The sequence below is a fragment of the Fibrobacter sp. UWB4 genome (assembly GCF_002210345.1).
Lineage (GTDB): Bacteria > Fibrobacterota > Fibrobacteria > Fibrobacterales > Fibrobacteraceae > Fibrobacter.
On record NZ_MWQI01000001.1, the window covers coordinates 315,618 to 338,571 of the forward strand.

Annotated in this window: 23 protein-coding genes and 1 tRNA gene; 5 read left to right on the top strand and 19 right to left on the bottom strand. The window is 49.7% G+C overall.

Features of this window, described 5'->3' with window-relative positions; genetic code table 11:
- Positions 1-34 precede the first annotated feature (34 nt).
- The 7 genes from map to purU all read right to left on the bottom strand — a co-directional run bounded on the left by map (position 35) and on the right by purU (position 6,729).
- On the bottom strand, positions 35-796 hold the full coding sequence (gene map / locus B7990_RS01355; protein ID WP_088639272.1) for a type I methionyl aminopeptidase: 762 nt from the start codon (positions 794-796) through the stop codon (positions 35-37).
- Positions 797-948: 152 nt separating this feature from the next.
- Complete coding sequence (locus tag B7990_RS01360; protein ID WP_088639273.1) at positions 949-2,343, bottom strand: DEAD/DEAH box helicase; 1,395 nt, start codon at positions 2,341-2,343, stop codon at positions 949-951.
- Positions 2,344-2,624: 281 nt separating this feature from the next.
- Complete coding sequence (locus tag B7990_RS01365; RefSeq protein WP_088639274.1) at positions 2,625-3,881, bottom strand: hypothetical protein; 1,257 nt, start codon at positions 3,879-3,881, stop codon at positions 2,625-2,627.
- Positions 3,878-4,573, bottom strand: coding sequence for a hypothetical protein (locus tag B7990_RS01370; protein WP_088639275.1), 696 nt, complete (start codon positions 4,571-4,573; stop codon positions 3,878-3,880). Before B7990_RS01370 ends, B7990_RS01365 begins: the two co-directional genes overlap by 4 nt.
- 23 nt (positions 4,574-4,596) lie before the next feature.
- Complete coding sequence (gene pyrE, locus B7990_RS01375; protein ID WP_088639276.1) at positions 4,597-5,268, bottom strand: orotate phosphoribosyltransferase; 672 nt, start codon at positions 5,266-5,268, stop codon at positions 4,597-4,599.
- 9 nt (positions 5,269-5,277) lie between these two features.
- Positions 5,278-5,880, bottom strand: a complete 603-nt coding sequence (locus B7990_RS01380) for a hypothetical protein (protein WP_088639277.1) — start codon at positions 5,878-5,880, stop codon at positions 5,278-5,280.
- Positions 5,881-5,889: 9 nt separating this feature from the next.
- Positions 5,890-6,729 (bottom strand): formyltetrahydrofolate deformylase, encoded by an 840-nt coding sequence (gene purU, locus B7990_RS01385; protein ID WP_254917266.1) that lies wholly within the window; start codon positions 6,727-6,729, stop codon positions 5,890-5,892.
- A 107-nt stretch (positions 6,730-6,836) separates the two neighbouring features.
- Here purU and B7990_RS01390 point away from each other — a divergent pair, with 107 nt between their 5' ends.
- Positions 6,837-7,955, top strand: a complete 1,119-nt coding sequence (locus tag B7990_RS01390) for a fibrobacter succinogenes major paralogous domain-containing protein (RefSeq protein ID WP_088639279.1) — start codon at positions 6,837-6,839, stop codon at positions 7,953-7,955.
- 181 nt (positions 7,956-8,136) lie between these two features.
- Here the strand turns inward: B7990_RS01390 and argS are convergent, their stop codons facing one another.
- The 10 genes from argS to miaB all read right to left on the bottom strand — a co-directional run bounded on the left by argS (position 8,137) and on the right by miaB (position 16,737).
- Positions 8,137-9,849 (bottom strand): arginine--tRNA ligase, encoded by a 1,713-nt coding sequence (gene argS / locus B7990_RS01395; RefSeq protein WP_088639280.1) that lies wholly within the window; start codon positions 9,847-9,849, stop codon positions 8,137-8,139.
- Positions 9,836-10,255: a ribosome silencing factor gene (rsfS, locus tag B7990_RS01400; protein WP_012820303.1), complete on the bottom strand. Its 420-nt coding sequence runs from the start codon at positions 10,253-10,255 to the stop codon at positions 9,836-9,838. Before rsfS ends, argS begins: the two co-directional genes overlap by 14 nt.
- Positions 10,239-10,718: a LytR C-terminal domain-containing protein gene (locus B7990_RS01405; protein WP_254917267.1), complete on the bottom strand. Its 480-nt coding sequence runs from the start codon at positions 10,716-10,718 to the stop codon at positions 10,239-10,241. Before B7990_RS01405 ends, rsfS begins: the two co-directional genes overlap by 17 nt.
- Entirely contained in the window at positions 10,691-11,272 is a 582-nt protein-coding gene (locus B7990_RS01410; protein WP_088639282.1) for a hypothetical protein, read from the bottom strand. Before B7990_RS01410 ends, B7990_RS01405 begins: the two co-directional genes overlap by 28 nt.
- A 71-nt stretch (positions 11,273-11,343) precedes the next feature.
- On the bottom strand, positions 11,344-12,858 hold the full coding sequence (locus tag B7990_RS01415; RefSeq protein WP_088639283.1) for a flotillin family protein: 1,515 nt from the start codon (positions 12,856-12,858) through the stop codon (positions 11,344-11,346).
- 181 nt (positions 12,859-13,039) lie between these two features.
- Positions 13,040-13,396: an aspartate 1-decarboxylase gene (gene panD / locus B7990_RS01420; protein ID WP_072827166.1), complete on the bottom strand. Its 357-nt coding sequence runs from the start codon at positions 13,394-13,396 to the stop codon at positions 13,040-13,042.
- A 6-nt stretch (positions 13,397-13,402) separates the two neighbouring features.
- Positions 13,403-14,134, bottom strand: coding sequence for a hypothetical protein (locus tag B7990_RS01425; RefSeq protein WP_088639284.1), 732 nt, complete (start codon positions 14,132-14,134; stop codon positions 13,403-13,405).
- A 25-nt stretch (positions 14,135-14,159) separates the two neighbouring features.
- Positions 14,160-14,243, bottom strand: a tRNA-Leu gene (locus B7990_RS01430).
- A gap of 117 nt (positions 14,244-14,360) precedes the next feature.
- The gene (locus B7990_RS01435; protein WP_088639285.1) at positions 14,361-15,278 is read right to left on the bottom strand and encodes an SPOR domain-containing protein; all 918 of its coding nucleotides are present in this window, start codon (positions 15,276-15,278) and stop codon (positions 14,361-14,363) included.
- Positions 15,279-15,414: 136 nt separating this feature from the next.
- Positions 15,415-16,737, bottom strand: a complete 1,323-nt coding sequence (gene miaB, locus B7990_RS01440) for a tRNA (N6-isopentenyl adenosine(37)-C2)-methylthiotransferase MiaB (RefSeq protein WP_088639921.1) — start codon at positions 16,735-16,737, stop codon at positions 15,415-15,417.
- 634 nt (positions 16,738-17,371) lie between these two features.
- On the opposite strand from miaB, the gene B7990_RS01445 reads away from it, so the two are divergent.
- The 4 genes from B7990_RS01445 (at position 17,372) to B7990_RS01460 (ending at position 20,919) form a co-directional block, all read left to right on the top strand.
- Entirely contained in the window at positions 17,372-18,205 is an 834-nt protein-coding gene (locus tag B7990_RS01445; protein ID WP_088639286.1) for a hypothetical protein, read from the top strand.
- Between the two features lie 44 nt (positions 18,206-18,249).
- Positions 18,250-18,861: a DUF2238 domain-containing protein gene (locus B7990_RS01450; protein ID WP_254917268.1), complete on the top strand. Its 612-nt coding sequence runs from the start codon at positions 18,250-18,252 to the stop codon at positions 18,859-18,861.
- 16 nt (positions 18,862-18,877) lie between these two features.
- Entirely contained in the window at positions 18,878-20,116 is a 1,239-nt protein-coding gene (locus B7990_RS01455) for a tyrosine-protein phosphatase (protein WP_254917269.1), read from the top strand.
- 65 nt (positions 20,117-20,181) lie between these two features.
- A complete protein-coding gene (locus B7990_RS01460; protein WP_088639288.1) occupies positions 20,182-20,919 on the top strand; it encodes a hypothetical protein in 738 nt (245 codons plus the stop codon).
- Positions 20,920-20,933: 14 nt separating this feature from the next.
- Here the strand turns inward: B7990_RS01460 and B7990_RS01465 are convergent, their stop codons facing one another.
- Positions 20,934-21,794, bottom strand: coding sequence for an ATP-binding protein (locus B7990_RS01465; protein ID WP_088639923.1), 861 nt, complete (start codon positions 21,792-21,794; stop codon positions 20,934-20,936).
- A gap of 19 nt (positions 21,795-21,813) precedes the next feature.
- Positions 21,814-22,935: a cysteine desulfurase family protein gene (locus B7990_RS01470; RefSeq protein WP_088639289.1), complete on the bottom strand. Its 1,122-nt coding sequence runs from the start codon at positions 22,933-22,935 to the stop codon at positions 21,814-21,816.
- Positions 22,936-22,954: the final 19 nt, after the last annotated feature.

Here is a 22,954-nt window from a genome sequence, read left to right on the forward strand (position 1 = left end):
TCTTTAGTCTGTAGGGCGAAGCCCGTTCTTTCGTCTATCTAGGAAGCGTGAGGATGTCAATGCCATCCTTGGTCTTCACGACGGTGTGTTCCCACTGGGCGCTGAGAGAGCCGTCGCGAGTGACTGCGGTCCAGCCGTCAGCGAGAGTCTTTGTGCCCGGGCGACCGACGTTGAGCATTGGTTCGACCGTAAAGACGTTACCGATTTCAATGAACGGGCAACGTTCGTAGTTGCGGAAGTGGTAGACGGTCGGTTCTTCGTGGAAGCCGCGACCGATGCCGTGACCGCAGTAGTCTTCGACAACGCTGAAGCCGTGTTCATCGGCGATGTCCTGGATGGCGCAGCCGATGTCGTTCCAGTGGGCGCCTCTTTCGCCTGCAGCGCGGATGCCTTCTTCCATGCAGAACTTGGCTGTGTCCACGAGTTCGCGGGCGATGTCGGAGACCTTACCAACGCAGAACATGGCGGAGGTATCGCCGTGGTAGCCGGAGAGGATCGTCGTGATGTCGATGTTCACGATGTCGCCATCCTTGAGGATGGTGTTTGCGTTCGGGATGCCGTGGCAGACAACTTCGTTGATGCTGATGCAGGCATAACGCGGATAACCGTGATAGCCCATGCAGGCGGAGATGCCCTTGTGTTTACGCGTGTAGTCGCCGATGAATTCATCGATTTCGAGCGTGGAGACGCCGGGCTTGCACATTTCGCCCGCACGGATCAGCGTTTCGGCAGCGAGAGCGCCGGCATCGCGGATCAGTTCTATTTCTTTTGCGGATTTTACTTTGATCTTTGCCATTTGAGATTTTGAGTTCGCGCTTCGCGCTTTGAGGTCGCTCGCGTTGCTCACTTTGAGGTTTAAAAGTTAGAAGTAGGAAGTAGGCGGTAGGAAGTTTTATAATCGCGGCTGCGCCGCCTAACTTATTCTGCCTACTGATAACTGTCTACTGCCTACTGTTTCCTCCATGCGTATCTGTCGAGCAGGTAGGCAAGTAGCATCTGGTCGTCGGTCGTGCCGTTCGCGAGATCCTTAACGAGCGGGAGCATGCGGCTGATGCGTTCGGTTGCTTTTTGACCGCCGAAGTGCTTGCGGACTTCTTCGAGGCGGACGCGTGTACGTTCACTCACCTTCTTCGCGATTTCTTCGTTTGTGAGCGGGTCCATCTTGATGAAGTTGATGCCGAAGTCGACGGCCGTCTGGCGGAGGTCGATTTCTTCGACCGGCGTGATGAGCGAGATGCAGAGACCGCTGCGGCCTGCACGGGCGGTACGTCCGCTGCGGTGCACATAGACTTCGTGGTCGGCGGGGTGGTCGTAGACGATCACGTGTGTCACGTGGTCCACGTCGATACCGCGGGCGGCAACGTCTGTGCAGATGAGAATCTTGAGCTTCTTGTCGCGGAATGCGTTGAGCGTCTTTTCGCGAAGGCTCTGGGTCACGTCGCCGCTCAATGCGCCGACTTCAAAGCCGTAGCCGGAGAGCACCTGTTCGAGGTAGCTTACGTCGCGCTTGTAGTTGCAGAAAATCATGCAGCTTTCAGGATTGTAGTATTCCAGAACCTTGATGGTCATGGAATCCTTTTCCATCACGTCGCAAGTGTAGTAGCGGTGTTCGAGGTTGTTTGCGATGACCTTGTCGTAGCTGAGCGAAAGGAAATCGGCACCCGGACGCTGGAATTCGCGGGCAAGGCTCTTGACCGTCTGCGGAATTGTGGCGCTGTACATTGTGCAGGAGATGGCCTTCGGCAAGTACTTGCGGATCTTCTGCATGTCGGGGTAGAAACCCATCGAGAGCATTTCGTCGGCTTCGTCGAGGACGAGGTCGCGGATCGAAAGCAGGTCTACGTTTCCGCGCTGGATGTGGTCCATGAGACGGCCCGGGGTAGCGACAATGACATGTACGCCGGAACGGAGTGCCTTGATTTGCGGTTCGTAGCTTACGCCACCAAAAATAGCGACAGACTTGATGCCCGTACCCTTGGAGAGCTTTTCGAATTCTTCTTGCACCTGGATGCAAAGTTCACGAGTCGGCACGAGGATAAGTGCCTGCGGATACGGATGGTCACGGACAATGACCTGCAAAAGCGGGAGGGCGTATGCGCCCGTCTTGCCCGAACCCGTCTTCGATTGCACGAGCATATCGCGGGCGGCGAGCATGTAAGGGATGGATTTGCGCTGGACAGGCATCAGTTCGGTCCAGCCGTGTTCCCGGAGAATAGCCTTCTGTTCTTCGGGGAGCATATCAAACGTATAATCGGGGAGCTTGTTCTTGGGCTCGATAATTTTGACAGGCGTTAAAAACGGATTTACTCTTTCTTTCGTTTCTTCTTTAATTTCGTCACTCATAGTGACGCCAAATGTAGAAAATAGACGAGAGACGAGAGGCGAGAGACGAGAGAAATGCTCCGTTAATAGAGCCAAGAATGTCTAGTTTTTGCCTGAAAAATAAAAGCGTCGGCCAAGGTATTTTCTTCGCAGTAGCGTGCAAAACGAGTGTTGCGACGGGCTGCTTGCAGACCGGCATAACCGAGTGAAGCCGCTGACGCCAGAGGCGTCAACTCCGAGCTGGGGCCCCGCCCGCATGCAGCTCTTGTCAAGATTTAAACACTTTTAAAAGTGCTTTAAATCTAAAGCGTCCAGTGGTATTCAAAGCCGAGGCTTACGAAGCAATCGAGGGTGAATCTCCCGATTGTTGTGGGGGCGGCGCCTGCGTCGGGTGATGGCGCTTCATAAAGGTCTCTTCCACGGCTTGAAATCCCTGCGCGTAAGTCGAGACCATAATGTTTTTTGAAGATGAACTGACCGCCAACGCCTACTAACGCGCCTTTATAAACATCTTCGAACTTGATGCGGTATTTGTAAGCCCTGGATGGTGTTTTGACACCTTTTTTCAATTCGATATTTTCAGAATAGAACGAGTATTGGAATCCAAGGAAAAATAGCGGTGTGATGTCTAGCCATGTGGTGATGGGGTAGGTCATGGACAAGAGTGCATTGAGTCCGATGTCATGCTGTCCAAAATTCCAGTAGTCTAGTTCGCGGTAGACGGTATCGGCTTTGTCTGTTTTCATATCGCGGTTGGAATAGCGGTACAAAAGTTCAATGCCTATAAAACCGTGCCAGGTTACGCCTGTGTAAAGAGCTAGGAACGGATCGGCATCGTCGATAAAGTTCCAAAGGCTTACGGAGTCCTTGGTGATGCGGTAGTTCCTGACTTTGCTTCTGGTGTGGCTGCTTGTCCAGTTGTCGGGGGTGAGCGGGAAATGCGCCCGTGAATAGCCGATGCCTGCACCCGCCCAGATTTTCAAGTTCGGAACTTCCTTGTAAAGGTCATCTGGTTCGGTTTGCTTTTTGAGCCGTTCTTCCTTGGTTAGGCGGCGCTTGGTGCGCTTGTCGAAAAATGTGGCGGCGATATCGTCGCTGAGGGCTATTTTGTCGTTGTTTGCCTTGACGATGCCTGCGGCTTTGGGTTCTTGCGCCGTTTCGTCAAAAATGGCGACTTGGATGTTTTTCCCTTGTGGTGCGAGGAACAGGACGATGTTGTCTTCGAGAGCCTGGATCTTTGCTGCCATGCCGGGGTGCCTTGCGCGCAAATAGCTTGAGGGCAATCCCTTTTCAAGATTGTTGGAAAGCCAGGAACCGTAGCGTGTAGCAATGGTGTCGCGTTCCCATTCGCCGAGTTCGCGGCATTTGGGTTCTCCGATGCCTGTGTTGTTGCGTCGAAGCGAAAGGCAAAACTCATTGGCATTGATAGGCGAGTTGCCGTCGAGCGTCCAAATGTAAACGGTTGCATCTTTCCAGAGCGTAAAACGGGAATCGAAATACACTTCGGATGCGCTTGCCCAGGCGGCCAAAAACATCAAGATAACGAGGAGCTTTTTCATTTGACAACTCCTTCGTAAAGATTTTTCCTGATTTTCTGTACCGCAATCTGGACCAGGTTTGTCAAATTGTTGAGCTTGTAAATTGTAATGGGCTGCTGAATTTCGTCAACGGCGCTGAATAACGGGCGCTGCTTTAGGTTGTCCCAGAGCGTGTAAGAGAAAATGGCGCTGACGTTATCGGGTTTGCGGATGCTGCCGCTTTCATTGTGGATAAGTGCATAATCAAAGAATGCCTCGCGTTTCAGATCCGTACCGATAATGAATTCGTGCAGTATCAGGACAACGGGAGGGACATTCCCTGCGGAGTCCTTGAGCGTAACGCCTTGTTCCGGAATGTGGCCCTTGATGAATATGCGTTCATCAAGCTTTAAGCTCTCTTCTGGAAAAATGCGGTTCGAGGAATCCGGGATGACAATGAGATTTCCGTATGCCTTGCGCATTTCGGTTTCGAAGGTGTTGCGGCAATGGAGCGTTCCCTTGATCTGGATGCTGTCTGTTCCGATTTCGAGACGCTTTGCAAACCAGTTGGAACGAGTAATGACAAATGCGTTTTCGATGCCTGTTACCGCAATGCCGCCATAAGGTGCCTTATGGTATGCGGGGTGGCTTGCTGTCCAATGATAAGAATCTGCACACCCTGTGAGCATGCAGATTGCAAATCCAATGGAAAGTATAGACTTCTTAAATGTCATTTACTCTCGTTTTCTCAGAAGCTTTAGACTGCGCCCCATTTTTCGCGGTAGGCATAGACGCGATCAAGGATTCCTTCGGGGGCGTTAATGGCCTTGCGGTTTTCTTCGCTTTCGAGGAATGCGATGATATCGTTGATGTTTACGATGGAGTGGGCTTCGATGCCGTATTCATCTTGCACGGTCTGGAGAGCTGACTTGCCGTTTTCGAGTTTTTCCTTGCGGTCCACGGAAATCAAAAGGCCGATGACGTTTGCGTTTTCGATCTGGGAAAGCGCCTGCATGGTTTCGTTGACGGACGTGCCTGCGGTGATCACGTCTTCGATGATGACGACATTTGTCTTTTCGGCATACTTGTAACCGACGAGGGAACCGCCTTCACCGTGGTCCTTTACTTCTTTTCTGTTGTACGTGAAGGTGAGGTTCTTGGCGTACACGTCAGAGAGTTTCATGGCGGTAGCGGCGCAGAGGGGAATGCCTTTGTAGGCTGGACCGTAGAGGTTCTGTGCCTTGTCTGCAAAGTGTTCCATGAAGGCTGCTGCATAGAATTCAGCAAGCTTGGAAAGAGATGCTCCCGTACGGAACTCTCCAGTGTTGATAAAGTAAGGCGTTTCGCGACCGCTCTTGGTCACGAAGTTGCCGAATTTGAGAGCGCCAGATTCTACGAGAAAGTGTACAAAAGTGTCTGTTTTATTCATTGCAAATTCCTAAGCTTTGGCTCCAAGAAGGAGAGCTACAACTTCAGAGATCATGTTGTAATCGGTTATGAACTGGATCGCAACCATTGCGACCAAGCACAATACGCAAAGTACTAAATAGCTGTGGAAGGATTTTTCGAAACCCTTGATTTTTAGCTTGAAAGTGAGCCAAACGCCAAAGCTCAGGATCGAGCTAAAGACCCAGGCGGCGGATGTGTTCAAGTCTACAAGGCGGCTAACAGCAAACGTGATGGTAATGCCCGGCAAAAAGAAGAATGCGATGCTCAAGACGACGAGCAATGCAAATCCTACATAGTAGGCAAGTCCGCGGTCTTTCTTGATGATGACTTGAGAACCGATCGAGGTCTGTTCTTCTTCGCCTGTCATCGGGTTTACGAAAGTTTCCGGCTTGAACTGTTTGTACGGAGAATTCGAAGACTTTTCCTTCGGCTTTGCCGGAGAAATGACTTCGCCAGTCAGCGGGTTCACAAGTTCTTCGGTAGACTCTTCGATTGGCTTTGTGACTTCGGCCGTAGCTTCGGTCTTGACTTCGCTATCTACAGTTGCGGTCGGCTCTTGAGCGGGGACTTCATTCTTGATTTCTTCGGACATTGGGTTCTCCTAGAGAATAAATGTTCTGCCGGCGTGAACGAACACACGGTGTTCAAGCCACAGTTTGAGTGCCTGCGACAGCGTACGCTTTTCAATGTCCTTGCCGAGTTCGACGAGTTCATCGATGCTTGCCGTTTCAGGAACGCGCTGGATGTCTTGACAAATGATTGGCCCCTGGTCGAGGTCCTCTGTCGCAAAGTGTGCTGTTGCACCGATGATCTTTACACCCTTGTGCCATGCCTGGTGGTAGGGCTTTGCCCCCTTGAATGCCGGGAGGAATCCGTGGTGGATGTTGATGATGCGGTACTTGAATTCTTCGGTAAACGATTCACTCAAGATCTGCATGTAGCGGGCGAGTACAACGGTGTCGGTATTTGTTTCGGCAATGATTTCGCGGAAACGGTTCTCGGGAATAGACTTATCCGGGTTGGACGGCACATAGTAGAACGGTACGCCAAAAGATCCGCCGACAGGACCTAGATCCGGGTGGTTGCCGACGATGCAGCTGAATTCGCAGGGAAGGTCGCCGTCGCGATGCTTGAGGAGCAGGTCGTAAAGGCAGTGGTCAGTCTTTGAAACGAATATGGCAACGCGTTCGGTTTTGGATGTATCGAATAACTTCCAGTTGAGCTGGAGGTGCGGGGCGATTGTCTCGAGGTGTCTTTTGACTTCGGGAATGTCGTCTGATTCGATGTCGAATACGGCGCGTAAGAAAAAGGTTTCGATATCCTTAGCGGTGTGTTGCTGGAGGTCGATAATGTTTGCTCCGGCTTTGGCAAGGACTTGCGTGGTGCCGGCGATAAGCCCTTTTTGGTCAGGGCAAAGGATCTGAAGAATATAACGAGTCATAGACATATTACAATATTAAAAAATTTAGGCCATATTACCAAATATTTTACGAACAACTAGATGAAAAATAACTAACATTACAATAAGAATATAAAAAGGATTGATAAATGGAGAGAATTAAATTGTTCAAACTTGGAATTTGCTCTGCGCTCGTTTTATCTGCGCAGGTATTTGCTGCTCCCCCAAAAACGTGGGATGCCATTTTTAACGCCGAAGGTCAGGGTGACTACACTGCGGCTAAGATTGACGGCAATATCCGTTTCGGTGAATACACGCACTACAAGAATATCCAGCCGGTTTCGTTCCGTATTCTTGATGACAAGTTTGACTTTTCTGTTGCGGGTAACATGACTGTTCCGGCAAAGATGGTCGAAGATCCGAATTTTTACGAAAGCTGCCGTAATACGATGGAAGCCTGGGTTTCATACTTTGACAAGCCGCGTCGTTTTGGCAACGAAGACCTTATCATCAATATCGCCGGTGTCGATTTTGCTTGCGGTAATGACTTGTTCAACGTCCATGATTTGCGTATAAAGTTTACGAATCCGCAGGCCCAGAAGGCTTGGGTGGCTGAACTTGAAGGCCGCCAGAAGTACAAACGCGAACAGCTCTCTGCATTCCGTGTTGCCGAACAGGAACACCGCGCCGAAATCCGCGACAAGTCTACCTCGTTTACAGACCCGCGTGACGGACAAGTTTACCGAATCATCAAGGTCGAAGGCCGTGAATGGTTTGCCCAGAACGTGAACTACAATGTCGAAGGTCACTCCTGGTGCTATGAAGACAAGGATTCTTACTGTGCCCGAAGCGGTCGTCTGTACGACCTCGAAGGTGCCCGCAAGGCTTGCCCGGAAGGCTGGCACTTGCCGCGTGACCGCGAATGGTCCGACATGCTCAAGGGCCTCACGGGTTGCTACGATGGTGTGGACAAGTGCGGTAACTTTGCTACAAAGATGAAGGCTACGACTGGCTGGCAGGGCGGTGGCGGTACCGATGAATACGGTTTCACCATTTTCTCTTCGGGCTATCGCAAGCTTCTCGGCAAGTCTACGGTTCGCTATGAAGACATGGGCGAATACGCTGGCTTCTGGTCTGCACAGAACGGCCGTAACGAAACGATTTGGCTTTGGGCTATGGGCCGAATGAGCGACCAGATGGTTCGCCAGCTCGTTCCGGCAACCGCAAGGAATAATGGTTATTCTGTGAGATGCATTAACGGGAACTAGTAGGGCTATGGGCTATGAGGGCGGTCGCCAAGGCTCCCTCTGAGCGCGCTTCGCTTTGAGGTTTTAAATACAAATGAAAAACGAGAGCTTAAAAAGCTCTCGTTTTTTTTGCTTTTGCTCAAAGCCTTGCTTTGCAAGGCGAGCCCAGAGTGCGGAGCACGAGCTCATACCTCACAAGCTGCTACATCTGGCGGATCGGGAAGAGGCCGAGGAGGTCGAGGACGTTCTCGAGCACAATCTGCGTAGACTGCACGAGGAAGAGTCTGGACTTTTCTTCGGCAGATCCGAGTACGCGGTCTTCGTGGATGAACTTGTGTGCGGCTTCGGCAATTTCGAGTGCGTATTGCGCGAGTACGCTCGGTTCATCGTCCTTGACGGCGGCGAGAATCTTTTCGCCCTTCTTGGCGAGAATGTTGATGAGGCTGTAGGCGGCGTCATCGGTAAGCTGTGCGTAATCCACATCGGCCACCGGAACGGTGTAGCCGGCCTTGCGCATAATGCTGCAAAGACGGACGTGTGCGTTCTGCACGTACGGACCTGTGTCGCCTTCGAAGCTCATGACGGCATCCCAGTCAAAGCGGACATCCTTCAAGCGGCTGTTCTTCAAGTCGTTGAAGGTAAGGGCGCTGATGCCGATCTGGCGCGCGATGAGTTCCTTGTTTTCGAGAGTAGGATTCTTTTCGTCGATGAATTCGAGAATCTTCTTCTGGGCGGCTTCGATCACATCGCGGAGGAGGCTTGCCGTACCGGTACGGGTCTTGCCCTTTTCCCACTTGCCATCGACCATCTGGAGAATCACGCCGAACGGAATGTGGTACATGTCCTTGTACCATTCGCGGCCCATCTTCTTCAAGACGTGGAACACCTGCTTGAAGTGGAGTGCTTGTCCGAGGTCCACCACATAAAGGCACTTGTCGAAGTTGTATTCCTTCTTGCGGTAGATGGCGGCGGCGAGGTCACGGGTTGCATACAACGTGGAACCGTCACTCTTGCGGATAAGGCACGGGTTCAGGTCGAATTCGTCGAGCATCACCACGTCTCGTTCCTGGCTGTTCACCAACAAGTTCTTTTCACGGAGTTCGTCGAGCACTGCCGGAATCTTGTCTTCAAAGAAGGATTCGCCGGTGTAGTGGTCAAAGCCAACGCCCATCATGTCGTAAATGCGCATGAGTTCCTTGAGCGTTGCGGCGCGGAATGCGGTCCACAGCTTGCGGTAGAATTCGTCGCCCTGTTCGAGCTTCGTGAATGCGGCGCGTGCTTCGTCTTCGAGACCGGGTTCTTCCTTGGATGCCTTGGAGAAGCTTGCGTAAAGAATGTTGAGTTCCTTCACGGTGAGTGCGTTCAAAGTTGCATCGTCGGTCGGGAGCTTTTCGCGGAGGTACATCACGATGAGCTTACCGAAAGCAGTGCCCCAGTCGCCCAAGTGGTTGATGCGTTCGACTTTGTAACCGGCTGCCTTGTAGATGCGGGCAAGCGAGTTACCGATCATTGTGGAACGCAAATGGTGGAAGGCAAGTTCCTTACCGATGTTCGGGGAGCTGTAGTCGATGCAGACAACCTTGCCGTTCGGTGCGGCGTGGCCGTATGTGAGACCCTTGGCGGCGATTTCGTCGAGGGTAGACTTGGCGAGAAATCCGCGGTCGATGAAGAAGTTGAGGTAACCGTTCACGGCTTCAACTTTAGAAAGCCCTGCCGGGAGCTGAACCTTGGCGGCTAAATCTTCGGCAATGAGCTTCGGTGCCTTGCGGAGAGTCTTTGCGAGAGAAAAGCAAGGAATGGTGTAGTTGCCGTGACTTGTGTCAGGCGGTACGGAAATAAGTTTCAATGCGGCTTCTTCGTCAAAAGCTCCAGTTGCTGCAAGTGCCTTTGCGATTTCTGCATTAAATGAGTTCATTGTCGTCTCCAGACTTCTTAGCGTCTTCGCGGATGAAGTCGTGTTCGTCGAGGTTCATGAGTTTGCCGTCTGCATAGAGGCGGTCGAAGGAAATTTCGTTTCTCTTTTCTTCTTCGAAGAGGTGAACCATCAGGTCAAGACCAGCATCGAAGATGGCCCAACGCACACCTTCCTTGTATTCTACACCAACGTAGTGGAGCTTGCGAGCCTTGAATTCCTTGGTAAGTTCATTCAGAATGGCCTGCATCTGGGCTTCACTTTCGCAAGTGGCGATGAGGAAGTAATCCGCTTCGTTTTTGACACCGCGGAGGTCGATGAGCTGCACGTTCTGGGCGCGAAGTTCAAAAAGGATTCCTGCACCAAGCTTAACGGTTTCAGAAAAATCTTGGTTATTTGTTGCTGTCATTTTGTTCTCCCTGATCGGGTTCTATTATTTGTTGAAAATCTCTACCTGTGTGTACGACGGCATCGACTGTGGCGTTTTTGTCGAGTAAAACAAGAACGTTCTTTGTCTTTAAGGTGGCGGCGAGAGCCTGTGCACCTTCCCATTCCGGGTTCCTAAGCACGATGATCGTTTCGTCGTAGTTCTGGAGGCGGTCATTGCCGATATGGACGACATCAAATCCATTATTGCGTAAGAAAGCGCGCATCTGGGTGGCGGCACCTTTCATGCTACAGCTGTTCAGCACTTCGACTTCGCCTTTGATGTTATGAACTTTGCGAACGACTGGCGCTGGCTTTTCTTCTTCGCAGCCACAAAACGCTGTAGCGACAGGCAACAGCGTCAATATCGTCAAGGCTTTGCGAAGCTTTTTGCAAGCTTGGATTGACTGAACATTCATCACCTGCAAAAGATAGAATTTCTCCACGGAGTGCATGGCTCGTAGAGATAATTATTTGGCCCGTAGGCCCTGAATGCATCTCGTTCGTTGATGTACATGACCCTGAATGTCATTTTATCGTTTGGCTTGTATTCGAGTGAAATGTCTGGAATCAGGACGCCTACGTTTCCCTGTTTTACATCTTCCCGTGCGATGCCATTGCCAAATCGGAGACTTGAATAAAGCGGCATCCAAAGACCTACATTGGCATACAAATGAAGCGCTGGCGTAAATTCGTATGCGAAATGTGCCATGAAACTTTGCTGCGCAAACGATCCAAATGAACCGCCGATGAAGCTCACGGAATAGGTGTAGGCTACTTTTAGTGCGGGATCAAAGGTGTCGTGACGTACAAGGCGTTCTGGGTCAAAGTTTTCGCGATTCCAGGGAATGCCGCTTTCTTGGATAACGTAGATTGTATCGACAACAGTATCCTGGGATGCAACGAGTGTTTCCGAGAGCGCTCTCGAATCCGCTTTTGCGGGGGAGGCCGCAAAGGCAATCGCAGCAAGGAATAGCACTGTAAAACAAACGAATCGCATATAATGAATATATAAAAAAGGAGACTTCGGAATAATACGAAGTCTCCTGGTTGAGATGAATTTTTCAGGAATTATTTTTTGTTGTCGGCTTTGGGATCGTCGTTTTTGGTGACTCCAGCGAGCTTTGCACCGAACATGGAACCGAGTACGGTGCGGAGGTCGATGCCGAGCGAATCGGTGAGGCCGTTTGTGACCTGCGTGAGCGTCTTGGTGATGTCGCCAGTGAGCTTTGCCGTGTTGCCTTCGCCGTACATGGTGATGTTGCCAATCTTTTCCATCGGCTTTGCGATGGCGGCTGCGATTTGCGGCATCTGCTCGAAGTACTTTTCGATGGTCTTGAGCTGCATTTCCTGGCGGGCGGCGTCACCGTAAAGTTTCATGGCTTCGGCCTTCTTGTTGAGCGCTTCTGCTTCGGCAAGACCCTGCGCCTTGATGGCTTCAGCTTCGGCGAGACCCTTTGCCTTTGTGGCTTCAGCTTCGGCTAAGGCTTTTGCTTTAGTGGCTTCGGCTTCTGCAAAGGCTTTTTCCTTTTCGGCGTCTGCAATCTGCTTGATGGCCTTGGCACGCTGCTCTTCCTTGTAGCGGACGGCTTCTGCGTCTTTCTGTTGCTGGAAAAGTTCTGCTTCGGAGCGCTGGATTTGTGCCTGGCGTTCGGCTTCGGCTTTCTTTTCGATTTGAGCTTGAAGCTCTTTTTCTGTCACGGCGACCATGCGTTCGCGAATTTCAATTTCCTTTTCTTGCTTCGCGACTTCTGCTTCGGCCTGAGCCACGTTGATTTCCTTTTGTTGCGTCTGCTTCTGGATTTCGTAGGCCGCGTCAGCGATTGCCTTTTCGGTATCGGAAATCTTTTGCAGGTTCGCTTTTTTCACGGCGAGGTCGTTTTGTTTCTGTGCAATTTCAAGTTCGGCGGCAACTGCGGCGTCGTTTGCTTCTTTTTTCGCTTGAGATTGAGCAACGCTGATGTCTCGTTCGGCGTTTGCCTTTGAAATAGCGGCCGCCTTGCGGATGGCAGATGTCTTATCGACACCGAGATTTTCAATTACGCCGTTTGCGTCTTCGAAGTTCTGGATGTTGAACGTCTGCACCACGATACCGAGCTTTTCAAGGTCCGGGATTGCGTTTTCGAGCACAAGTTCAGAGACCTGCTTGCGATCGCCCACGAGGTCTACGAGTTGCATGCGGCCAACAATTTCGCGCATGTTACCTTCGAGAATATCGACAATCATGGCGCGGATATCTTCGGGCTTCTTGTTCAAGAAGTTCTGAGCAGAGGATTTGAGACGGTCCGGATTGTCCGAAATCTTGGCGGTCACCACAGCATCGACTGAGACGTTGATGTAATCCTTGGTGGGGACGGGGCTACCGGTTTTCACGTCAATCTGGATCAACTGAAGAGAAAGGTGGTCGGCGCGTTCGAAGAACGGAATGCGAAGGCCTGCACGCCCGATGATGATGCGCGGTTGCTTCTGGATGCCGGAAACGATAATCGCTTCGTCCGGAGCTGCCTTGATGTAGGACATGACAAAGACAACTACTAGGAGTGCTACGATTAGGAGAATGGCTGGAATAATAATGTTTTCTGGCATTTATTACCTCTTTATTATAGTTTACTTTTAATATACAACATTTACATTGTCACAAAGTGTCAAAATGAAAAATTTTTTGAATTTTATGGGATGGTAGCGCAAGTTTCGTATAAATTTTCAGTGCTTTATCATAAAAAAAAGCCCGGCGAAACCGGGACCTTTAAATGCATATATTTGCGTTTTAGATTTTTTCGATAATTTCGTTTTTGCCGTTGACGCGGATAACGGTTGGCTTCCAGGTCTTGGCTTCTTCTGGGGACATCGTTGCGTAAGCCACGATAATCACGAGGTCTCCCGGCTGAACAAGGCGCGCTGCGGCACCGTTCAAGCAAATCACGCCAGAACCGGCTTTGCCTTCGATCACATACGTATCAAGGCGGGAACCATTATTGACGTCAAGGACGCCAACTTTTTCGAAGGGGAGGATGCCTGCTGCATCCATCAGATCGCGGGCTATAGTGATGGAGCCTTCATAGTTGAGGTTCGCATCCGTAACTGTTGCGCGATGAATTTTGCTTTTAAGTAATTCTAGCTGCATTGCTGCTTAGAACTTGACATTGAAGAAACTTGCAACGCCCTGGTCCGGAGTCGGAATGATGCCAAAGCTGAAGCGGTTTGCGTCTGGATTGCTATCCCACTGAGTGGTGATAAAAGCATCTGCAAAGGACCAGAGATGAGCGGCAGCGATTCCGATGAATCCCCACCACCAGTAGCTCTTATCCTGAGAGTAAAGAACAATTGTCGTTGCGATACTGCCAATTTCGAGGACATCCATGAAGGTTGCCTTGGCAGTCTGCTTTGTTTTCCACTGATAGTAAGACGGAATCAGAAGAGAAATATAGGCACTGCTCTGGTCGCCATTACGATAGCGGTAAGAACGGTCGATGTCTGCATCTTCCATGCCTTCGGCACGCTGGCTGAGCCAATCTTCTTCGCTCACGCCGAGACGATTCCACGGCTTCTGGAGATATTCCGTCGGGCGGATACCGAGTTCAACGAGCTTCGTGAGCTTTTCACGAGAAACGCCCTGTTCCTTAGCCTGCTGATATTCCCATTGAGTAAGGCCCATATCTTCGTACTTGAAGCCTTCCCACTGGCCACCGACGGCCTGAGCGTTACCGATGTTTGCTTGATTTGTTGCTTCAGCGTTTGCCTGCGCAATGGAGTCTGCTGTTGCAGCATCTTGGAAATCGTCAGAAAAGAGATCGTCAGACTGAGCAAACGCTAGTGAGCCCGCGAAAAGAACAGCAGAAAGCACTTTGAACATGTTACTCATTTTGATCTCTTTCTTAAACGTTTAGTGCCGGGGGAGGGAATCGAACCCTCACACTCTCGCGAGTACTGGATTTTGAGTCCAGCGCGTCTACCAATTTCACCACCCCGGCGGGGGAGCACAACAAATATAGCACTATTTTTGCTTTTTTTGTAGGTATAAAGCGAAAAAACGCAAGTTTTCTGCGTTAAAAACTGTAAAAAAATTTTTTGAGTATAATTTTAGTTGCTTAAAGGGATTGCTTGATAAGCATTGGCCTAAATTCCACATTGAGCGGAGCCAGCTTTTTTGCACCGTAATCTACTGCGCTTTCCTTTGTATCGAATGGGCCTGTGCGCACGATATAGAGGACTTTGCCGCTTTCAAGCGTGTTCTGGCTGATGGTGCAGTTGATGTTGCGCTTTTTAAGATTGTCTACGAGCAAATCGGCGTTGGACTTGACTCCGAATGCGCCTAGCTGCAGTTGCCATGTAGATTTCGTTTCGACAGGCTTTGCCTCGGGAGCCTTTGTTTGTGCGGGTTCGGCTGTGACGGTGTTTGCTGCGGCCTTGGGTTCAACGACTTTGGCTGCGTTATTGTTTGCGGCCTGTTCTGCCTTGGCTTGAGCTTGTTCCTTCTTGGCGGTGGCTTGCTTCATGGCTTCCGGATTGCCGAGGTTTTTGCAGGCTTCGTTCAGCTCTTCGCTGTGGGCGCGGTCTTGGACGGCTGCGCAGACTTTCTGCAGCACGGTCACTTGATGCGGTTGCGACGTTTCAATAGCATGTACGAGGGATTCGGCGGCCTTGTTGTAGCGGCCAAGGTACATCTGGAACTGAGCCTTAGTCATCATGAGGTCCGCGTAAATGGCTTGCTGCGGGTTCGTCTTGTCGATGAGACTGTCGAGACGCTTGCCCGCCTTGCTGAAATCAGCGGCGATGCCTGTTTGCGAAAGCGCAAGCACGTTCCATAAATAGCATTCTGTGCGAGTGGCTTCGGGCTCGTTTGGGCAAACCTGCTCATATGCGGCGGCGGCGACTTTCCAGTTGCCGTTGACGTAAGCTTTTTGGGCGGTGGCGAGAGTCGGAGCGGCCTCAGCGAAGGATGCTGTGGTGGCAAACGCGCTCAGTGCGCCTGTAATAACCAAATTGTGAATAAAATATTTAGCCATATTACCCTCTAGTTACCCTCAAGAGTAAAGATATAAATATTTTTACAAAATGGCTTGCGCTGAACACGTAACTCGTTGATATTCCGTAAGTTACGTGAACTCGACTAGGGTGCGTGGTCTGTGGCGACCGGTCGTACTACACTAGGGTTCCGCGGAGCGTCCAGCCACGGATATCGTCAATTTTCACCTTGACGTAATCGCCCGGCTTGATGATGCGGCCTTCTTCCGGCTTGAAAATGACCTTCTTGAAGTTGTCCGTCTTGCCGACGAGTTCTGTCTTGTCGCGGGTGGAGCCGTGCTCGACGAGGATTTCTTCGGTGCGGCCAATCATCATCTGGTTGCGCTTGAGCGTGATGGCGTTCTGGAGTTCTACGAGGCGCGAATGGCGTGCCGACTTTTCTTCGGGCGTGAGGATTTCGGCTTCATTGAACGATTCGGTGCCTTTGCGCGGGCTGTAGATGAACATGTAGGCCGTGTCGAATTGGCAAGCTTCGAATGCCTTGATCGTCTGTTCAAAATCTTCGTCAGTTTCGCCCACGAATCCGCAGATGACGTCTGTCGAAATCGCGTAGTACGGATCCTTGCTGCGCAACTGCTCGATGACGGTCATGTACTGATCCATGTTGTGCTGGCGGCGCATCTTCTTGAGGATGGCGTCGGAGCCGCTTTGGAGCGGAATGTGCGCGTAATGGCAGACCTTCGGGTTGTTCAAGAGAACGTCGATGAGTTCGTTCGTGTAATGGCGCGGGTGCGGGCTTGTAAAGCGGATGCGCTTGATACCACCGATTTCAGAAACTTTTGTCAGTAATGTCGTGAAGTCTGCGTTTGGCGTCTTGTAGGCATTCACCGTCTGGCCGAGCAACATCACTTCGGTGATGCCCTTGTCGGCGGCTCGCTTGACTTCTGTCAGCACGTCGTCCATGTCGCGGTATTTCTCGGGACCGCGGAGGTACGGCACGATGCAGTAGCTGCAGCGCTTGTTGCAACCGCGCTGGATCGCGACGAATGCGCTCACGTCATTCTGGAGCTTCGCGTATTCGCCGAGGTAGTTCTCGTCGCGGTCTTCGTCGATGAACATCTTGTGGTGCGTCTTGTGCAGCGGGCTCTGGGCATCCCCGAACAGAAGTTCAGGAATTTTGCGGTACTGGTCCGGGCCTACGATGTAGTTCACGTTCTTGAGGCGCTTGAGCAGTTCCGGCCCGCGATTCTTGGCCATGCAACCGCACACGACGACTTTCACGTCGGGATTCTTCTTGCGCAAGTACTTGAGCTTGCTGATGTTGACAATGGCTGTTTCCTCGGCCTTTTCACGTACGCTGCAGGTGTTCACGATGATGATGTCGGCGTCTTCCTGGTTGTTCGTCTCGACGCAACCGCACATGTCCAGCTCCTGCGCAATCATCGCGGAGTCGTATTCGTTCATCTGGCAGCCGTATGTGGCCAAGTGGTATTTTTTCATGCGCGCAAAGATAGTAAAAGCATGCAAGGCGAGAGAAGCGCGAAAAGTTGTTTTCGCATATTTGAGCCGCCGCCACGGACGCCGGAGGCGTCAAAAGGCGAGCGATGCGCGAGTCAAGCTTGCTTGAATGAGCATGTCCGAGCCGTACTAAATGCATGCGAAGCGTGCCAATTTAGTAAAAGTGCGCAAGGCGCAAATGGCGGATGTTGCTGCTCGAATATGCGGAAAATGCGAAAATGTGCTACAAAATTGCCAAAATACCTGATTTAGTAGCATGAAATTTGAATAAAATAACTAAAATTAATGCATGATTTCATGATTGAGCTCTTTTGTATGCTACAGGATTGCGTAAATGCCCGTTTTAGTAGCATAATTGCTGCGGCCTAGTCTTTAAATGTTGAATATAAAGTAAAATTTGTGCTACTAAATTGTTAATAAGTTCATTTTTGTAGCATGTTTTTTCAAAAATTTCTCATTGAATGTGAAATATGCTTCTCCACTTGTTTTTTCGCGACTATTTTTGCATATTTCAAATGTCGGGTTATGCAACCTGACCTATCTTATTATATATAGGATGCGTTCGCTCCTTGGTTTGCTATATCGTTTATTATATGAACTATTACAAGAAGGTGCGATGCAATCATTTGAATGTTTGTCTCCCGACATTTTATTGCTATCGTTACAAAATCGTGCGGAGGAACTTCTCCGTGCTGTTGAAAGAACGAAAAAATCTTTGAAACGTGCTCCGCAGGGGCATTTGAGGCTCGCAAAACGCGGAAATCAATTTTACGGTTATCATTTGACTGATGCCAAATCGCTAAAGGGCGAATATATTCCCAAAGACAATGTTTCGCAAATGTCAAAACTTGCGCAGAAGGATTATGACGAAAAAGTACTTCGGGAAATGGAACATGAACTTTCGTTAATTGATGGTTTTATTGCAAAATACAGTCCCGAAGAATTGACAAACATTTACAATCGGATGAATGAAGTCCGCAAGTCTTTGGTTGAACCAATCCTGCTTTCGGATGAAGAATATGCGAGGCGTTGGCTTGCGGTGTCGTATAAGGGAAAACATTTTGAAGCGGGAGTTCCAGATTTGCGGACTGCAAAGGGCGAACGAGTTCGTTCAAAGTCAGAGGTGATTATTGCGGATACGCTTGGACGTTTGGGAATCCCTTATAAATACGAATGTCCGTTGAAACTCACGGATGGTGGTCGGAGCGTTTATCCAGATTTTACTTGTCTTGATTTGCGTACACGTAAAGAACTGTTATGGGAACATTTGGGAATGATGAATAATCCTGAGTATGCTTCTTTGGCGGTCAAAAAATTATCGTCTTACCTCCAATGCGGCTATGTCCCTGGGAAAAATCTCATAATTTCAATGGAAAGTTCTGAAAAACCGTTGAGCCAAACAGAAGTAAGATTAATTATTCAAGGTGTATTTAGGGTGAATGGAAAATAACTCTGAAATACTGTATGTCGATGAAAATTTGTATTATTCCTACTATGAATAATATTGCAAAATCTCATTTGTTCTTGCTTGCTTTTGTTCTCCTGACAATGCTTTGGTCTGTTATCGGAGTTGAAGATACTTACCTCACTTGGATTCTTGAAGCGGCTCCTGCGATTGTCGGGCTGTTGGTTCTTGTGTTTACTTACAAAAAGTTCAGGATGCCTACGTATCTTTACGTGGTCATGGCTCTCCATATGGCGGTGCTTTTGGTGGGGGCGCACTATTCGTATGCGAAGGTTCCGCTTGGATTCTGGATGCAGGATTGGTTCGGTTTTACGCGCAATAACTACGATAAAATCGGGCATTTGATGCAGGGCGTGACGCCGGCACTTGTGATGATTGAACTTTTGCGCCGCACAACTCCGATCAAAACGGCGGGCTGGACGGTTTTTTTGTCGGTGTGCGTAGCTGAGGCTATTTCTGCACTTTATGAAATTATCGAGTGGCTGGCATCGCTCAGCAATCCGACGGATACGGAAGCATTCTTGGGAACTCAAGGCTACATTTGGGATACTCAGACGGATATGTTCATGTGCCTTATCGGGGCAACCATTTCTGTTTTGATTTGTTTAAATGCTAAGAAATTGCGCAAATCAGAAGTTTAAGAAATATATTTAAATTATGGTTGGATTTTGGGTTAAAGCTTTAGATAAAAAGATGGTGGCGTTTGGTGCGCTTGCCATTGCGTTATTTTTCGCTGCTTGTGGCAACGACGATAACGGTTTTGTTTCGGTGAATCCTATAGGTGGCGAAAGTTGCGCAGCTGTTGAAAAATCGAGTTCTTCTACGGATGAGCTTGTTTCGGTATCAACGATTATTGTAGAAGATACGCTTGAAATTTTTGCATTCGGGGGTGTGAAACTTGACGTTGTTGCAGATTCGTTCCTGACAAAGTTTGATTATGGCGATGTCGTGACTGTGATGATTGCGGGGTACGATACGTTGGATGTTCCTGTAGTTGCGGGTTACGGATATGTTTTCCCCGGTGAATTCTTTTTGTATGTCTCTGAGGGATTGAACTATATCAAGCTTGAGGCTCGTTATGGCCAAATGGCAGAGATTGTTGGTCTCGGTCGCGATTTGAAATTCCCGATAGATGTTGTTGTGCAGATGAAGGAAAAGGGAGGCTATGTAGACCATCTCGAAAATCTGAAGTCGCTTTCGTTTGCGTATTCTCCAGAATCATATCCTGATTTGTCAATTGAAGAGTTTGCGAATTTTAGAATGGTGCGCACAACCGGAATGGGTGAGGGAGTGCTGTATCGTTCGTCAAGCCCGATTGATCCTTCGATTTATCGTAATGCAATTGCTGATTCCTTAGCGGCTCTTGCTGGCGTCAAGACATTTTTGAATCTTGCGGATGATAAGCGATATGCTGAAGAATACAATGGTTTTGCTGAATCTTATTATGCGACGCAGAATGTGGTGTATCTTACGGTTGACCCTACTTTTGCGAATACGCTTTTCAAGGATGGGCTTGTCAAGGGATTGCGCTATATGATAGAGCATGATGGCCCGTATCTGGTGCATTGTACGTATGGTATGGATCGAACTGGGTTTACGATTGCTGTGCTCGAAGCGCTAATGGGTGCGACCGCTGATGAAATCAAGGCGGATTACGCTACGACTCACAAGAATTTTTACAACGTGGTCGATGGCAAGCATATTGGTTTGACGGAAAAACAAGTAGAGCTGCTTCAGGCGATTATTGTCAGACTTATGCAGAATTCGTTCAAAACGGCTGGTGTTGACATCTCTAATTTCGAAAATGCAGATTTGGCGGCCGCAACAGAAAAGTATTTGCTGGCGCTCGGCATGGAACAATCAGAAATCGAAGCGCTGAAAGTTCGGCTGAAATAGATAAAAGTCTTTGGGATTATTTATTGGAGTTGTTAGCGTCTCTTAAATTTTGTTATTTATGATGTATGGCAAAAAACTTTAGCAAATTTCTTGGCAAAATCGCTTTGATGACCGCTGCAACGTTGTGGTCGGCTTGTAACGATTCTGATAAAAAGGAATCCTCTAAATTTGATACACCTAAAGCGGAGAAGGCCAATGAACAGCAGTCTGATACTCTCAAAGAAAGGGCTATAGTTTATCCGTTAAAATTAAAAAAGGTTGATGTCCCTAAAGTTAATATCGATACTTTCTCGGAACGGATTTCAAAGGGATTGGACGGTCTTTTGCAGAATGCAGCTCTTTATGGTGTCCTTCCGGATGTTGTTCACAAAGGGGGTGATGGCAAGGTGGTCCCTAGATGCCGTATTAAGCCTTTGTCTGCAAAAAACGTTGTCGTTGAAGGTCGTGATATTGATGTTCAGACTTTTTTAAAGGTTTATCGCCAACGAGTTCATGGTTTACGCTTTATCTTCGATAAGAATGTAAGGCGTCGATCAGATTTAGCAAGTGAATTTGAAGGAAGAATTGTCTTGACTTTGAAAATTGCTTCAATCGGCGAAGTTGAAAATGTCCAAATTAAATCGACTACAATTGCCGAAAATAGCCCCTTTAGTGCTATTAATGAAGATGTCAAGGAATCTGTCAGCCATTGGAAATTCCCGAAAACGAAAAACGGGGCGACATTCTCATTCCCGATTTCATTTTACATGATGCTTCCGCAACCATCGATGTTTGATGATTCGTCTTCAATAAAGAACAAGTAGCTTGTCGCGAAGTTCTAGCCTTTCTGCGGTTCGCGATTTTCGTAGTCTTCTAGGAATGAATGCAGTTCGCCGCCGGCCTTGAATCCGGGGAAAGTCTCGATGCAGACGGAGTGCAGGCTGTTAAAGATGCTTCTTTCGATGTTCGGATTTTCGCGTTTGAGGCGCTTGATGAGCGCCTTGATTTCTTGGCGTTTGCTGCCGCCACCGCCGTTGTCGCAGACGGTGCAGCTTTCGGTAAAGCGGCAGGCGCACTGGATAAATTGCAACCCGTTGTAGTTTTTCCAGTTGATGATGTCCTGCTCGTTGATGCAATACATGGGGCGGATGAGTTCCATGCCGCCGAAATTCAGGCTGTGGAGCTTGGGCATCATGCCTTGCAGTTGCGAGCCGTAGAACATCGCCATGACGGTGGTCTCGATGACGTCGGAGAGGTGGTGACCCAGCGCAATTTTATTGCAGCCCAGGTCCTTTGCCTTGTGGTAGAGGTGGCCGCGGCGCATCTTGGCGCAGACGTAGCAGGGGGAACGTTCGGTGTTGTTCGCCACGTCGAAAATGTTTGTCTCGAAAACGGTGATGGGGATTTCCAAGAGCTTCGCGTTGCTTTCGATTTTCTGACGGTTGATTTCGTTGTAGCCGGGGTCCATCACCAGGTATTCCACGTCGAATTTCACGTCGCTATGGCGGTGGAGCATCTGGATGAGCTTCGCCATGAGCATGGAATCCTTGCCGCCGGAAATGCAGACGGCGATTTTGTCGCCTTCTTCGATGAGCTTGTAGTTTTTGATGGCGGTAATGAACGGCGTCCAAAGCCTTTCGCGGTATGTTTTTGAAATGCTCCGTTCTACGCTTTGGACAAATGAAAGTTCTCGTGCCATTTTCATTACCTTTTTGCGGTTACTCGCAATGTTCCTTGTAGCAGCTGTCGAATGCGGCCATGAATTCGTCGATTTCTTTTTCGGTGGTGAGGTGCGAAAGGCTTATGCGCCAGGAGTTCAAGGCGTTTTTGCGGTCGCGGCTGACGGCAAAAACGGCGCGGGAGGGGAGCGCATCTACGCTGCAGGCGGATTTGACCGATACGTAAATCCCCTTGTCCGAAAGCGCTTTTTGGAAAACGCTTCCGCGAACCCCTGCGACACTCAGGTTCAAGATGTGCGGGACTGCGTCTGCGGGCGAATTGATGCGGACTTTCGGATAGCCGCAGAGTTTTTCTTGCAAAATCGTTCGCAGTTCCTTGACGCAGGCAAATCGCTCTTCGAAATGTTCCATGGCAAGCGACAGCGCTGTTTCAAGGGATGCGTCCAACGCGAGTGTCGGGGTGCCGCTGCGGTAAATGGTGGTGCTTGCTCCGCCGTAAATGAGCGGTTCCATGGCGATACCGCTTTTCTTGTACAAAAGCCCGCTGCCCGAAAGCCCGTAGAACTTGTGCGCGCCGATGCTTGCCGTGTCTGCCAAATTCAGGTTTATGGGCGTTTTCCCGATGGCCTGCGTCGCATCCACGTGAAGGCTGCAGTTCGGGAATTCGTGGACAATCTTGCTGATGGATTCTAGCGGCTGCACCGTCCCGAGTTCGCTATCGACCGCGTTGACCGTCACAAGCACCGTATCTTTGCGGAGCAGGCTCTTCAAGTCTTCCAGGTCGATTTTCCCGTCGGTGCCGATTTTTGCCATCTCGATTTCGTAGCCCGCTTCTTGCAGGGCCGTGAGCGTTGCGCTTACCGAAGAATGTTCCAGCGGGTTCGTGATGATGTGCTTGCCCACATGGCGCTTGGCCTGGACGATGCCACGGATGGCGGTGTTGTTGCTTTCGCTTGCGCCCGAGGTGTAAATGATTTCGTCGGGGTTTACGCCCAAAAGTTTCGCGATGGAATCGGTCACTTGGGCGAGAAATGCTTTTGCTGCATGCCCTGCTTCGTGATTCGAATTGGCGTTGCCGATAAACCTGCGTTCAACTTCGCAGAATCGTTGCAAGGCTTCTTCGCATGCCGGGGTGTTTGCCGTGTAGTCGAAATAGGACATAACTATCAAAAAGATAGAA